The sequence below is a fragment of the Cupriavidus sp. UGS-1 genome, from assembly GCF_021213615.1.
GTDB lineage: Bacteria > Pseudomonadota > Gammaproteobacteria > Burkholderiales > Burkholderiaceae > Cupriavidus.
Genome location: NZ_JAJQJF010000006.1, coordinates 1 through 13,106, shown reverse-complemented (window position 1 = coordinate 13,106; position 13,106 = coordinate 1). Strand labels below are relative to the sequence as shown.

General features: G+C 69.4%; 13 protein-coding genes. 8 read left to right on the top strand and 5 right to left on the bottom strand.

From position 1 onward, the window contains the following. Nucleotides 1–59: 59 nt before the first annotated feature. Together LRR16_RS10205 and tsaE are read right to left on the bottom strand one after the other, a co-directional pair. Entirely contained in the window at nucleotides 60–1,580 is a 1,521-nt protein-coding gene (locus LRR16_RS10205) for an N-acetylmuramoyl-L-alanine amidase (protein ID WP_232205783.1), read from the bottom strand. Next, entirely contained in the window at nucleotides 1,574–2,086 is a 513-nt protein-coding gene (tsaE, locus tag LRR16_RS10200) for a tRNA (adenosine(37)-N6)-threonylcarbamoyltransferase complex ATPase subunit type 1 TsaE (RefSeq protein ID WP_006579007.1), read from the bottom strand. The genes LRR16_RS10205 and tsaE overlap by 7 nt, the downstream gene beginning before the upstream one ends. Nucleotides 2,087–2,102: 16 nt before the next feature. Here tsaE and queG point away from each other — a divergent pair, with 16 nt between their 5' ends. Further along, nucleotides 2,103–3,314 carry a tRNA epoxyqueuosine(34) reductase QueG gene (queG, locus tag LRR16_RS10195; RefSeq protein ID WP_232205782.1) on the top strand — a complete coding sequence of 404 codons (1,212 nt, stop codon included), beginning with the start codon at nucleotides 2,103–2,105 and terminating at the stop codon, nucleotides 3,312–3,314. 17 nt (nucleotides 3,315–3,331) lie between these two features. On the opposite strand, the gene LRR16_RS10190 is transcribed toward queG, so the two are convergent. Continuing rightward, nucleotides 3,332–4,225, bottom strand: a complete 894-nt coding sequence (locus tag LRR16_RS10190) for an AEC family transporter (protein ID WP_006579005.1) — start codon at nucleotides 4,223–4,225, stop codon at nucleotides 3,332–3,334. A 237-nt stretch (nucleotides 4,226–4,462) separates the two neighbouring features. Between LRR16_RS10190 and LRR16_RS10185 the strand changes: the two genes are divergently transcribed. The 6 genes from LRR16_RS10185 (at nucleotide 4,463) to plsY (ending at nucleotide 9,350) form a co-directional block, all read left to right on the top strand. After that, nucleotides 4,463–5,104 carry a chalcone isomerase family protein gene (locus LRR16_RS10185; RefSeq protein WP_023263414.1) on the top strand — a complete coding sequence of 214 codons (642 nt, stop codon included), beginning with the start codon at nucleotides 4,463–4,465 and terminating at the stop codon, nucleotides 5,102–5,104. 112 nt (nucleotides 5,105–5,216) lie between these two features. After that, nucleotides 5,217–6,188, top strand: coding sequence for a tripartite tricarboxylate transporter substrate binding protein BugE (locus tag LRR16_RS10180; protein WP_006579151.1), 972 nt, complete (start codon nucleotides 5,217–5,219; stop codon nucleotides 6,186–6,188). 319 nt (nucleotides 6,189–6,507) lie between these two features. Further along, nucleotides 6,508–7,056, top strand: a complete 549-nt coding sequence (locus tag LRR16_RS10175; protein WP_232205781.1) for a methylated-DNA--[protein]-cysteine S-methyltransferase — start codon at nucleotides 6,508–6,510, stop codon at nucleotides 7,054–7,056. An 80-nt stretch (nucleotides 7,057–7,136) separates the two neighbouring features. Then, nucleotides 7,137–8,033, top strand: a complete 897-nt coding sequence (gene xerD, locus LRR16_RS10170) for a site-specific tyrosine recombinase XerD (protein ID WP_043436975.1) — start codon at nucleotides 7,137–7,139, stop codon at nucleotides 8,031–8,033. Between the two features lie 17 nt (nucleotides 8,034–8,050). Then, nucleotides 8,051–8,545 (top strand): Cys-tRNA(Pro) deacylase, encoded by a 495-nt coding sequence (gene ybaK / locus LRR16_RS10165; RefSeq protein WP_064577442.1) that lies wholly within the window; start codon nucleotides 8,051–8,053, stop codon nucleotides 8,543–8,545. A gap of 181 nt (nucleotides 8,546–8,726) precedes the next feature. Then, the gene (gene plsY / locus LRR16_RS10160) at nucleotides 8,727–9,350 is read left to right on the top strand and encodes a glycerol-3-phosphate 1-O-acyltransferase PlsY (RefSeq protein WP_232205780.1); all 624 of its coding nucleotides are present in this window, start codon (nucleotides 8,727–8,729) and stop codon (nucleotides 9,348–9,350) included. 67 nt (nucleotides 9,351–9,417) lie between these two features. On the opposite strand, the gene LRR16_RS10155 is transcribed toward plsY, so the two are convergent. Further along, nucleotides 9,418–10,695, bottom strand: a complete 1,278-nt coding sequence (locus tag LRR16_RS10155) for an ATP-binding protein (RefSeq protein WP_006579146.1) — start codon at nucleotides 10,693–10,695, stop codon at nucleotides 9,418–9,420. Next, nucleotides 10,695–11,432: a response regulator gene (locus LRR16_RS10150; RefSeq protein WP_006579145.1), complete on the bottom strand. Its 738-nt coding sequence runs from the start codon at nucleotides 11,430–11,432 to the stop codon at nucleotides 10,695–10,697. Before LRR16_RS10150 ends, LRR16_RS10155 begins: the two co-directional genes overlap by 1 nt. 306 nt (nucleotides 11,433–11,738) lie before the next feature. Here LRR16_RS10150 and LRR16_RS10145 point away from each other — a divergent pair. Next, nucleotides 11,739–13,106, top strand: a 1,368-nt coding sequence (locus tag LRR16_RS10145) for an MdtA/MuxA family multidrug efflux RND transporter periplasmic adaptor subunit (protein ID WP_232205779.1), incomplete at its 3' end; no start/stop codon positions are given.

Here is a 13,106-nt window from a genome sequence, read left to right as displayed (position 1 = left end):
GCGCCGATGAAGAAAAGGCCGGCGATTTGCCGGCCTTTCTCGTTGCTGACTGCCGGCCGTTACACCGACGGGCTGCGCGACAGCGGCGGATTGCGCGCGAAATAGCCGCGAATGCCGCGCAGGATCGCGTTGGCCAGCTGCTCCTGGTGCGCCTCGTCGTTGAGCTTGCGCTCCTCTTCCGGGTTGCTGATGAAGGCGGTCTCGATCAGGATCGACGGGATGTCGGGGGCCTTCAGCACGGCGAAGCCGGCCTGCTCGACATGGGCCTTGTGCAGCTGGTGCATGCCGCCGATCTCGGACAGCACCGCCTTGCCGACACGCAGGCTGTCGTTGATCTGCGCGGTGGTCGACAGATCCAGCAGCACGCGCGCGACCTGCGCGTCCTTGTTGTTCATGTTGGCGCCGCCGATCAGGTCGGCCGCGTTCTCCTTGTTGGCCAGCCAGCGCGCGGCCGAGCTCGACGCGCCCCGCTCGGACAGCGCGAACACCGAGGCGCCGCGCGCCTCCGGCTTGACGAAGGCGTCGGCGTGGATCGACACGAACAGGTCGGCCTTGACCCGGCGCGCCTTCTGCACGCGCACGTTCAGCGGCACGAAGAAGTCGGCGTCGCGCGTCATCATCGCCCGCATATTGGGCTGCGCATCGATCTTGGCGCGCAGGCGCTTGGCGATCTGCAGCACCACGTCCTTCTCGCGCGAACCGGCGGCGCCGATCGCGCCCGGGTCCTCGCCGCCATGGCCGGGATCGATCGCCACCGTCAGCAGCCGGCGCATCTTGAAGCGCGACGGCGCGGGATCGTCGGCCGGATCGTTCTTGCCGGGCTTGTCCTGCGCCAGCGGCGCCTGCGGCTGCGGCGGCTGGGTTGTCGGCGAGCCGGCGGGCGGCTTCGGTTTGGCAGCGGCCACCGGCGGATTGGCGGGCAGCGGCGGCGTGGCCGGCGTCTTCGCCTGGTCCTCGAACTGGCGCACCAGCGCCGCGATCGCATCCTCTTCGCTGCTCGACGGGGCGCCGGCCACGCTGTCGGCGCTCTCGGTAGCCGGCGTCGACGCGAAGCGGCGCTGCTTGTCCTCGGTCTCGCGCACCAGCTTCCACAGCGGATCGGGCGGATTGACCGGATACAGGTCGAACACCAGCCGGTTGCGGTACTGGCCGATCGGCCCCAGCGTGAAGACCTGCGGCGAGATGTCTTCCTTCAGGTCGAACACCAGCCGGACCACGCGCGGCCGGTTCTGGCCGACGCGGACCGACTGGATATAGGGATCGTTGGGCGTAATCTTGGCGACCAGCTCGCGCAGCGTCGGCGACAGGTCCAGGCCATCGATATCGACGACCAGCCGATCGGGATTGCGCACCATCGTGTGGACCGCGGCGAGGCGCTCGTCCGATTCGATGGTCACGCGCGTATAGTCCTCGGCCGGCCAGACCCGTACCGCGACGATGCCGGCGCCGGCCGCGATCTGCGGACCCGCCAGCGTCAGCACGACCGTTCCGGCGCCGGCTTTGAGGCATTGCGCCAGCCATTTGCGGCGGGCGAGCAGCAGTTCGTCGGGGCGGTCGGTGGCGAGGCGCTTGATCAGCATGCGTGCAGCAGGAGAAGTCCGGTTGGAGTATAGGCCCGCAGGATCGCGACTCGCCGATCGGCGGCCTCATCGCTGGGCGAGGTGTCCGATTGGAGCAACAGGTGCAGGTCGGGTTCCCCAAGCAGCGACGCCGCCTTCTCCGGCCACTCGACCAGATTGAAGGCGGGCTCGGCAAAACAGTCGCGAAATCCCGCGTCGAGCCATTCCTCGGGATCGGCGAAGCGATAGAGATCGAAGTGATAGACGGTCAGCGGCGAACCGTCGGCGCGCGCGACCTGGTACGGCTCGCACAGCGTGTAGGTCGGGCTGCGGACCTTGCCCGCATGGCCGAGCGCGCGCAGCACCGCGCGCGACAGCGTGGTCTTGCCCGCGCCGAGATCGCCCGACAGCTGAACATGCACCGTCTGCGGCGGCAAGGCGCGCACCGCGCCGGCGAGCGCCGCGCCGAGGCGGTCGGTGGCCGCTTCGTCGGGCAGGATCACGGTGCGTTGTTCGAGCAGGGGCATTGCGTACAATTCAGGGATGATCGACCGAGCAGCACAGGCGCCTGACGCCGTTCTCAGCGGGACGCCAGCGGCGCAGCACGCCACCGGCGCGGATCCGCATGCGCTGGTCGCGCAGATTCGCGCCTGGGGCGCGGCGCTCGGCTTCGACGACGTGCGCGTCGCCGACGTGGACCTGGGCCATGCCGAAGCGGGTCTGCTCGAATGGCTGGCGCAGGGTTGCCATGGCGACATGGATTATATGGCGAACCATGGGCTCAAGCGCGCGCGGCCGGCCGAACTGGTGCCCGGCACGGTGCGCGCGATCGTCGCGCGCATGCCTTATCTGCCCGCTTCCACCCATGACGAAGACGACGGCGATGGAGATGGCGATGCCAACGACTGGCGCGAGCGCGAGTTCGCGCGGCTGGCGCAGGTCGAGGACGGCGGCACCGCGGCCACGATCTCGCTGTACGCCCGCGGCCGCGACTATCACAAGGTCCTGCGCACGCGCCTGCAGCAGCTGGCAGGCCGCATCGAGAGCGCGATCGGCCCGTTCGGCTATCGCGTCTTCACCGACTCGGCGCCGGTGATGGAAGTCGCGCTGGCCGGCCAGGGCGGCCTGGGCTGGCGCGGCAAACACACGCTGCTGCTGGACCGCGACGGCGGCTCGATGTTCTTCCTCGGCGAGATCCTGGTCGATCTGCCGCTGCCGGTCGACCCGCCCGCCTCCGCGCATTGCGGCCAGTGCCGCCGCTGCATCGACATCTGCCCGACCCAGGCCATCGTCGGCCCGTACCGGCTCGATGCGCGCCGCTGCATCTCGTACCTCACCATCGAGCACAAGGGCGCGATTCCCGAGGAACTGCGCGCGCCGATGGGCAATCGGGTCTACGGCTGCGACGACTGCCAGCTGGCCTGCCCGTGGAACAAGTTCGCGCACCGCGCGACGCTGCCCGACTTCGCCGTGCGCAACGGCTTCGACGCACCCGACATGGTGGAGCTGTTCGGCTGGAGCGAGGAAGAATTCAATCGGCGTCTCGAAGGCAGCCCGATCCGGCGCATCGGCCACGAGCGCTGGCTGCGCAATCTGGCCGTGGGGCTGGGCAATGCGCTGCGCGGGGCCGGCGCGCCGGCGCAGGCCGAGCGCATCCGCGCGGCCTTGCTGGCGCGCGCCGAACATCCGTCGGCGCTGGTGCGCGAGCACGTCGCCTGGGCGCTCGCGCAGCAGCAGCAGCAGCAGCAGCAGTAACAACAGCAGCAGCCAACCTAGCTGACCAGCGCCAGCCACAGCGGCGCGGTGAAGATGGCCGCCACCGTCATCACGGAAATCGCGGCGGCCACCATCGGGCCGTTGCCGCCCATGCGCACCGCGAGGATATAGGCGCTCGACGCGGTCGGCATCGCGGCATAGAGCACCGCGATCTGCAATTGCAGCGGCGACAGCGGCAGATGCCTGCCGACGGCCCAGGCGAAGGCCGGCATCGCCAGCAGCTTGACCCCGCTCCACCAGGCCACCGGCCCGACCGTGCCGACGGCGCCGCGCATCTGCAGGCCGGCGCCTACGGTCATCAAACCCAGCGCGGTCGAGGCCGAGCCCAGCCGGGCCAGCGTCATGCCGAGGACCTCGGGCGGATGCAGCCCGAGCAGGTTGGTGATCAGCCCGCCGGCGGTGGCCAGGATCAGCGGATTGCGCGCCAGCTCGCGCCACAGCCGCGCCTCGCCGTGCCGCGCCAGCGCCCACACCGCGGCCACATTGCACATCGGCACCACGCAGCCGACGATCACCGCCATCATCGCCAACCCTTCGCTGCCGCCGAGGCGCGATGCCAGCGCCAGCGCGATATACGAATTGAAGCGGAACGCGGTCTGCAGGCCCGAGGCGAAATCGACCGGATCGGGCCGCAGCACCCATTTGACCGCGTAGCCGGCGGCCATGCCGAACACCGTGGTCAGCACCGCCAGCCCGAGCATCGCCGACGTGGTCGAGAAATCGAATACCGCGCTGTTGGTCGCCTGCAGCAGCAGCGCGGGGAACAGCACGAAGTAGACCAGCCGTTCGACGCCGGACCAGAAGCCGCGATCGAACGAGGTATAGCGCACCAGCAGCCAGCCGATCAGGATCAGGCTGAAATCGGGCACCATCAGCAGGGCAGGCGACATCGGCGTCTTGTTGTTGTCGGGACGCGGGGGGCGCGTCGGAGGATGTCAGGAAGGTGGCAGGAACGATGGCCACAGCCCGCGCGGACCGCGTTCCAGCAGCGTGTCGAGGCGGCTCGGAGTGCGCCCTAGGGCAGATACGGATTGGTATTGTTTCAGAAAACCCGGAAGATGGCACGCTCCGGCATTTCCGTCGATCTCATTCCGCTTCCCATTCCGTCCTCGATGTACCGCCCCGCCATGCCTGCCCCCCGCCGCCCTTCCGCCCGCGCTCCGCTCGACCGGACCGCACGGACCGCACGCCGCCTGCGTCAGTGGCTGGCGATCTGCTGCGTGGCCGTGGCCGGCGCGCTGCCGATGGCGGCGAGCGCGATGGAGATCGAGGGCGTGCGGCTGGACGAGGCGACGCGCCTGGGCGGCAAGGAGCTGCAGCTGAACGGCGCGGGCCTGCGTTCGGTCTTCATCGTCAAGGGCTATGTGGCCGCGCTGTACCTGCCCGAGAAGGTGCGCAACGCCGCCGTGGTGCTGGGCGCCAAGGGGCCGAAGCGTCTGCAGATCCGGCCGCTGCGCGAGGTGGAATCGAGCACCTTCGTCAAGGCGCTGAACGAAGGCATGCGCGAGAACCACAACGAGGCGCAGCTGGAGAAGTTCGCCGATCGCCTGCACCAGCTGGAACAGGCGATGAACCAGGTCGGCACCGCGCGCAAGGGCGACGTGATCGACTTCGACTACACGCCGGACAGCGGCACGGTGATCGCCGTCAACGGCACGCCGCGCGGCAAACCGATCCCCGGCGAGGATTTCTACCAGGCCGTGCTGCGCATCTTCCTGGGCGAACGCCCGGTCGATCGCGATCTGAAGCGCGGCCTGCTCGGCGGCTGACGGGCCGCCGATGCATCGCGCCGGCGCGGCGGGCCCTACCGGGTCCCTGGCCGGCATTTTCAGTTCTGGACGGACACTCTCCGTCCGGCTTCACGACGGGAGACACGATCTCATGCAACGCAAGCACATTGCCCTGGCCCTGGGTCTGGCCGCCTTCGCCTCGCTGGCACAGGCACAGAGCAACTATCCGACCAAGCCGATCAAGCTGATCATTCCGTTCGCCCCGGGCGGCACCACCGACATCGTCGGCCGCGGCGCGGCCGACCAGATGAGCAAGATCCTGGGCCAGCCGGTGGTGGTCGAGAACCGCGCCGGTGGCGGCGGCTCGATCGGCGCCGACGCGATCGCCAAGGCGGCGCCGGACGGCTACACGATCGGCATCTCGACGGTGTCGACGATGGCGGTCAACCCGGCCTGCAATCCGAAGCTGTCGTACGACCCGATCAAGGACTTCAAGCCCATCACGAACCTGGCCAACGTCGCCAACGTGATCGCGGTCAACCCGAACTTCCCGGCCAAGGACTACAAGGAATTCCTGGCCACGCTGAAGGCCAACCCGGGCAAGTACTCGTACGCGTCGTCGGGCACCTGCGGCTTCGGCCACATGCTGGGCGAGCAGTTCAAGGTATCGACCAAGACCTTCATGGTCCATATCCCCTACCGCGGCGCGGGCCCGGCGCTGAACGACGTGCTGGCCGGCCAGGTGCCGATCATGGTCGACAACCTGCCCTCGTCGATGCCGCACATCAAGGCCGGCAAGCTGCGCCCGATCGTGGTGGCCGCCGAGAAGCGCCTGGACTCGCTGCCCAACGTGCCCACCTTCGGCGAAATGGGCCTGAAGGAGCCGAACGATCCGGCCTGGTACGGCCTGGTGGCGCCGGCCGGCACGCCCGACGACATCATCAAGAAGCTGAACGAGGCCGCCGTCAAGGCGCTGCAGGACAAGGGCTTCCGCGAACGCCTGATCGCCGCCGGCGCCGAGCCGTCGGGCAACTCGCCGGCGCAGCACGCCGCCGAGATCAAGAAGGAGTTCGACAAGATGCGCAACCTGGTCAAGGTGCAGAACATCAAGCTCGAACAGTGATGGTGCGGTAGTTTTCCTCTGGGAGTACTCCCTTCTCCCGCTTGCGGGAGAGGGGTTGGGGGAGAGGTCGATCTGCCGTCGCCCTAGTACTCCCCTCTCCCGCTTGCGGGAGAGGGGTTGGGGGAGAGGGCAAGGCCGTCGATGTGCCGTCGCCGCTTCCGCGAGCCCTCACCCTCTCCCCGGCCCTCTCCCGCCAGCGCGAGAGGGAGCACCCCAAAAAAGCATCCGCAATCGCAGCCGCGCACTCGTCGCGGTTTTTTTTCGCCCGGCGCGCCCGACGCACTAGAATCCGGTATCCGGATCGACCGTTGTCCCGCCCATGCATCCCCATCCGAATCCGTCGACGGATTCTCCACCGGCCTCGCCCCAACCCGATCGCGACGCGAGGCTTGCCGCCCGCTTCGATGCCATCCTCGCCGCGCCGTTCGGCCGCGTCGGCGTGCGGGCGGACGCGCAGTGCGTCCACGCGATCCACTTCCTGCCCGAGCGTTTCGCCCCGCGCGGCTCCGACCTGCTTCCGATCCAGCTGCTGGCGGTCCAGCTCGAGGCCTACTACGCCGATCCCGACGCGCCGCTCGACGTGCCGCTGGCCGGCACCGGCACCGATTTCCAGCGCCGTGTCTGGCAGGCGATCCGCGCGGTGCGCCGCGGGCGCACCGCGACCTATGGCGAACTGGCGGCCAATATCGGCGGCACCGCGCGTGCCGTGGGCCAGGCCTGCGGCGACAATCCCTTCCCGCTGGTGGTGCCCTGCCATCGGGTGGTCGGCGCCAAGGGCCTGGGCGGCTTTGCCCATCACGGCGAGGACGGCTTCCACCTCGAGGTCAAACGCTGGCTGCTGCGCCATGAGCGCGTGATGTTGCTGTGAGCGCGCGGCACGACAGCACCGCGGCGCTGGCGGAACAGCCCGCGCCGACCGGCGATCGCGATGCGCAGGTCGAAGCCGCCATCGCCGCGGACCTGACACTGGTCGACCGCTTCTGCGACGCGCTGTGGCTCGAGGATGGACTCGCGCGCAACACCATCGACGCCTACCGCCGCGATCTCGCGCTGCTGGCGCGCTGGCTGCGCGGCGAGCGCGGCGTGGCGCTGCTGGCGGCCGACGATGGCGCGCTGTCCGGCTACTTCGCCGCGCGCCATCCGGACACGCGGGCCTCGTCGGCGAACCGGCGGCTGGCGGTATTCCGGCGCTTTTACCGCTGGGCGTTGCGCGAGCATCTGATCCAGGCCGATCCCTGCCTGCTGCTGCGCGCCGCCAAGCAGCCGCCGCGCTTTCCGAAGACGTTGAGCGAGGCCCAGGTCGAGGCGCTGCTGCGCGCGCCGGACATCGACACGCCGCTCGGCCTGCGCGACCGCACGATGCTGGAGCTGATGTACGCCAGCGGCCTGCGCGTGTCCGAGCTGACGCAGATGAAGACCGTCGAGATCGGCCTGAACGAAGGCGTGGCGCGCGTGGTCAGCGGCAAGGGCAACAAGGAACGGCTGGTGCCGTTCGGCGCCGAGGCCGGCGTCTGGCTGCGCCGCTATCTGGCCAGCGCCCGTCCCGCGCTGCTCGGCCAGCGCGGCAGCGACGCGCTGTTCGTGACGCAGCGCGGCGAGGCGATGACGCGCCAGGCCTTCTGGTACCTGATCAAGCGCTATGCCCGGCAGGCCGAGATCCACGCCCCGCTGTCGCCGCATACGCTGCGCCATGCGTTTGCCACGCACCTGCTGAACCACGGCGCCGACCTGCGCGTGGTGCAGTTGCTGCTTGGCCATGCCGACATCTCGACCACGCAGATCTACACGCACGTCGCGCGCGAACGGCTGCGCGTCCTGCATCAGCAGCATCATCCGCGCGGCTGACCGCGCGAGCGAACTCCATGGCAAAGACCAGACATATCTCCGAAACGCCGGCCACGCAGATGCTGCGCCAGCATGGCGTCGCCTTCGGCGAGCACCCATACGACTATGTCGAGCACGGCGGCACCGAGGAATCGGCGAAGCAGCTCGGCGTCGACGAGCATCACGTGGTCAAGACGCTGGTGATGGAAGACGACAAGGCACAGCCGCTGATCGTGCTGATGCATGGCGACCGCACCGTGTCGACCAAGAACCTGGCGCGGCAGATCGGCTGCAAGAGCGTGCAGCCGTGCAAGCCCGAGGTTGCGCAGCGCCACAGCGGCTACCTGGTCGGCGGCACCTCGCCGTTCGGCACGCGCAAGCGCATGCCGGTCTATGTCGAGGAAGGCGTGCTGGCGCTCGAGCGCATCTATATCAATGGCGGCCGGCGCGGCTATCTGGTCAGCATCGAGCCGGCCGTGCTGACCGCGCTGCTGGGCGCCAGGCCGGTGCAATGCGGGCTGGCGGAGGGCTGAACACCGCGGTGCCCTCTTCCGTGCCCTGGCCTGTGCCCTGGCCTGTGCCCTGGCCTGTGCGCTGGTTCATGCCCCGGGTAATCACGGTCGTGAGCGTCACGCCGGCGCGCTACAATCGCGCCAGTTTTTTGCGACCGTTCCGGTTCTCCCCGCCTTTCCGCTGCCTTTTCGAACCCCGCCCATGGCCAATCTCGCCAATCTCGTCTTTGCCCTGCTCGCCTATCTGATCGGTTCGGTCTCCTTCGCTGTCGTGGTCAGCAAGACGATGGGGCTGCCCGATCCGCATTCCTACGGCTCCGGCAACCCGGGCGCGACCAACGTGCTGCGCACCGGCAACAAGAAGGCGGCGCTGCTGACGCTGCTCGGCGACGGGCTCAAGGGCTGGCTGGCGGTCTGGCTGGCGCAGCGCTTCGGGCCCGACTACGGCGTCGACCAGACCGGCATCGCGCTGGTCGCGGTGGCGGTATTCCTCGGTCACCTGTTTCCGGTGTTCCACCGTTTCGCGGGCGGCAAGGGCGTGGCGACCGCGGCCGGCATCCTGTTCGCGATCCATCCGTGGCTGGGCCTGGGCACGCTGGCGACCTGGCTGATCATCGCCTTCTTCTTCCGCTACTCGTCGCTGGCCGCGCTGGTGTCGGCCATCTTCGCGCCGTTCTTCTACGTGCTGATGTTCGGCGCCGACGTGATGGCTGCCGCGATCGTCGCGATCAGCGCGCTGCTGATCCTGCGCCATCGCCAGAACATCGCCAAGCTGCTGTCGGGCCAGGAAAGCCGCATCGGCGAAAAGAAAAAGCCGCAGCAGTAAGCTGCGGCCTTTGCTTGTCGCCCCCGCGCAGGCGGGGACGACGGGGTATTCAGCCCGACAGCACGTCTTAAGCCGCCTTGGCCAGCTGCGCGAACGGGAACACCATCTCGACGCGCAGACCGCCCTCGGGCCGGTTGCCCAGCGTCAGGCGCCCACCGGACTGGCGCACCAGCCGGTCGACGATCGCCAGCCCCAGGCCCGAATGCGCATTGCCGCCGCGCGCCGGGTCCAGCCGCACGAATGGCAGCGTGACCTTGTCGAAGGCATCCTCCGGAATGCCGCTGCCCGCGTCCTCGACCACCAGCTGCCAGCCGTCCGCGACGCGCGCGGTGCGGATGCTGACCGGCGGCGCGCCGTAGTGGTAGGCATTGTCGACCAGGTTGCCGACGATGCGATCGAGCTGCGTGGCGATCATCCGGAAGCCCTCGCCGGCCTCCAGAGACAGGTCGACCGGCCGCTCCTGCTCGGCCAGCGACGCCGCCAGTTCCGCCATGCGGCGATCGACCGGCACCGGCCGCGCGGTCGGCTCGGCGCTCTGCGCGAACGCCAGGAACTGCTCGACGATCGCCGACATCGACTCCACGTCGCGGGTGACGCCCGCCGCCGCCTTCGGATCGGCCAGCATCTCGGCGCGCAGCCGCAGCCGCGCCAGCGGCGTCTTCAGGTCGTGCGCGATGCCGGCCAGCATCGTGTTGCGCTCCTGGTCGATGCGCGCCAGGTCCGCCACCATCTTGTTGAAGCGCTCGATCAGCTGGCGCAGCTCCAGCGGGCCGCGCTCGCGCAGCGGCGTCACCGGCTGCTGGCGCGACAGCTGCCCGGCCGCATTGGCCATCTCGCGCACCGGCCGCTGGATCTGCCAGGCGATCAGCAGCGCGAACACGATTGCCACGCTGACCACCAGCATCGCGCCGGGAATCAGGCGGTTGTCCAGCGGCGGGTTATGGACCCACAGGATCGGCATCGCGATCCAGTCCTGGCGCGTCGGCAGCTTGATCCAGATGCGGGGCGTGTCCTCGTCCTCGATGCGCACCTGGGTGCCGGGCGGCAGCCGGCCGGAGAAACGCTCGACCAGCCGGCGCGAGCGGTCGGTCGGCGCGCGCGCATGTTCCTCGGCGCTGGCCTCGCCGGCGACTTCGACCAGGCTCGGCAGCTTCGCCGGCGGCCTGGCGTCGAGCGCGCGCTGGATGCTGTCGAGCTGGAACAGCATCTGCTCGACCGAATATTCCATGCGCTGTTCGCGCCGGTCCATGCGCAGGATCGCCAGCCACGAGAAATGGCTGATCACCAGCACCGCGGCGATCAGCAGCGCCATGCGGCCGAACAGGGTGTCGATGCGCAGCTTCATCAGGCGTCCAGGTCGGCCTGGACCGCTTCGTCCGGCACGAAGGTATAGCCGCGCCCGCGCACCGTCTGGATATAACGCGGCCGCTGCGCGTCCTCGTCGAGCAGCCGGCGCAGGCGCCAGATCTGCACGTCGATGCCGCGGTCGCTGACGCCGCTGGCCGCGCCATACATCAGTTCGACGATGCGCTCGCGCGACAGCACCTCGAGCGGATGCATCAGCAGCAGCTTCAGCAGCGCGAATTCGGTGTCGCTGATCGGCAGCGCCTGGCCGGACCGCACCAGCGTGCGCTGGCGGAAATCGACCTTGAACGGGCCGAAGGTCACGCTGTCACGGTCCTCGGGCGCCGCCGCCGGACGCGCCAGCTTGCGGCGCAGCACCGCGTTGATGCGGGCCAGCAGCTCGCGCGGCGAGAACGGCTTGCCCAGGTAGTCGTCGGCGCCGATCTCGAGGCCGACGATGCGGTCGATCTCGTCGCTGCGCGCGGTCAGCAGGATCACCGGGATATCGTCGTTGCGGGCGCGCAGCTTGCGCAGCGCGGTCAGGCCATCGACCTTGGGCATCATCAGGTCGAGCACGATCAGCGCGGGACGCTCGCGCTCGAGGCGGGCCTGCAGTCCGTCGCCGTCGTGCAGCACGGAAACGGCGAAGCCTTGCTGGGTCAGGTATTCGCGCAGCAGGTCGCGCAAGTCGGGATCGTCGTCGACGACCAGGATCTGGGTGGGCTGATTGGATCGCATAGCCGGATGATAAACAGGCACGCCGGCCGGGCCGCCGCAATGTTGTTTCGGCAAGTTACACCGGGGGCGCTGGTAATTATCTGTAATAAAGCCTTTCCGTGCCGACATAGGTCTGCCCCGCCTCACGCCGTATCCTTGCCACGTCGCCGCAGGTGGGCCCCGCTCCGCATCCGGAGCCGGCCCTGACCGTTGCGGCATACTTCTGCGTCTTTCCATCGAACAGAAGGGCCGCGCACCCGTTGCGTGCGCAGGCCCCGCTCCAGGACCGTTTCCGGACCGCATCAGGACCGCATCAGGACCCATTGCATGGCCAATCCCGACTCCAATCCGCCCGCCAAACCCACGACTCACGGCGAGGATCACCCGATCGATGCCTCCACCGAGGCACCCGCCGGCCGGCCCGCTGACCGGCCAGAGTCCGGCCCGGACCGCCGCCCCGGCCCCATTCCGCCCGCCGCGCTCGCCCCTTCGCGAGGCCGGCGCGGCGCCTGGATCGCGGGCCTGCTGGTGCTGCTGCTGGCCGGCGGCGGCTGGTACTGGTACAGCCAGCGCGGTGCGTCCGATGCCGGCCAGGCGGGCCAGCCCGGACCTGGCGGACGCATCCCGGGCGGACCCGGCGGCCCGGGCGGCCGCGGCATGAGCGGCCCGGCCGCGCCGGTGGTGGTCAGCCCGGTCGTGCAGCGCGATATGGACGTGGTGCTCAATGGCCTGGGCAACGTGACCCCGGTCGCCAACGTCACGGTGCGCGCGCAGGTTTCGGGCCCACTGCTGCGCGTGCTGTTCAAGGAGGGCCAGATGGTCAAGGCCGGCGACCTGCTGGCCGAGATCGATCCGCGTCCGTTCCAGGCCGCGCTCGACCAGGCGCTGGGGCAACTGGCACGCGACCAGGCGCTGCTGCAGAACGCGCGCATTGACCAGCAGCGCTATCGCACGCTGCTGGCGCAGGATTCGATCGCCAAGCAGCAGGTCGACACGCAGGACGCGCTGGTGCGCCAGTACGAGGGCGTGGTCAAGACCGACCAGGCCAACGTCGACAACGCGCGCCTGCAGCTGGGCTACACGCGCATCAAGGCGCCGACCTCGGGCCGCATCGGCCTGCGCCAGGTCGACCCGGGCAATATCGTCAGCACCTCGGACGCCAACGGCATCGCGCTGATCACGCAGATCCAGCCGATCGCCGTGCTGTTCTCGATCCCGGAGGACAACCTGCCCAGCGTGCTCAGGCAGCTGAACGCCGGCCAGACGCTGCCGGTACAGGCCTGGGACCGGCAGGCGCGCAACAAGCTGGCCGACGGCACGCTGCTGACCACCGACAACCAGATCGATACCACCACCGGGACCGTGCGGCTCAAGGCGGTGTTCCGCAACGACGACGGCATGCTGTTCCCGAACCAGTTCGTCAATGTGCGGATGCGGGTCGATACGCTGGCCGGCGCCACCGTGGTGCCGGTCGCGGCGATCCAGCGCGGTCAGCAGGGCACCTTCGTCTATGTGGTCGACCAGCAGAACAAGGTCAAGGTGCAGACCGTCGCGCTGGGACCGAGCGACGGCGAGCAGACCGCGGTGCTGCGCGGCGTGCAGGCCGGCCAGCGCGTCGTGGTCGACGGCGCCGACCGGCTGCGCGAAGGCATGACGGTGCAGACGGTCGATCCGGCGGCGCGCGCCGCGGCGGTC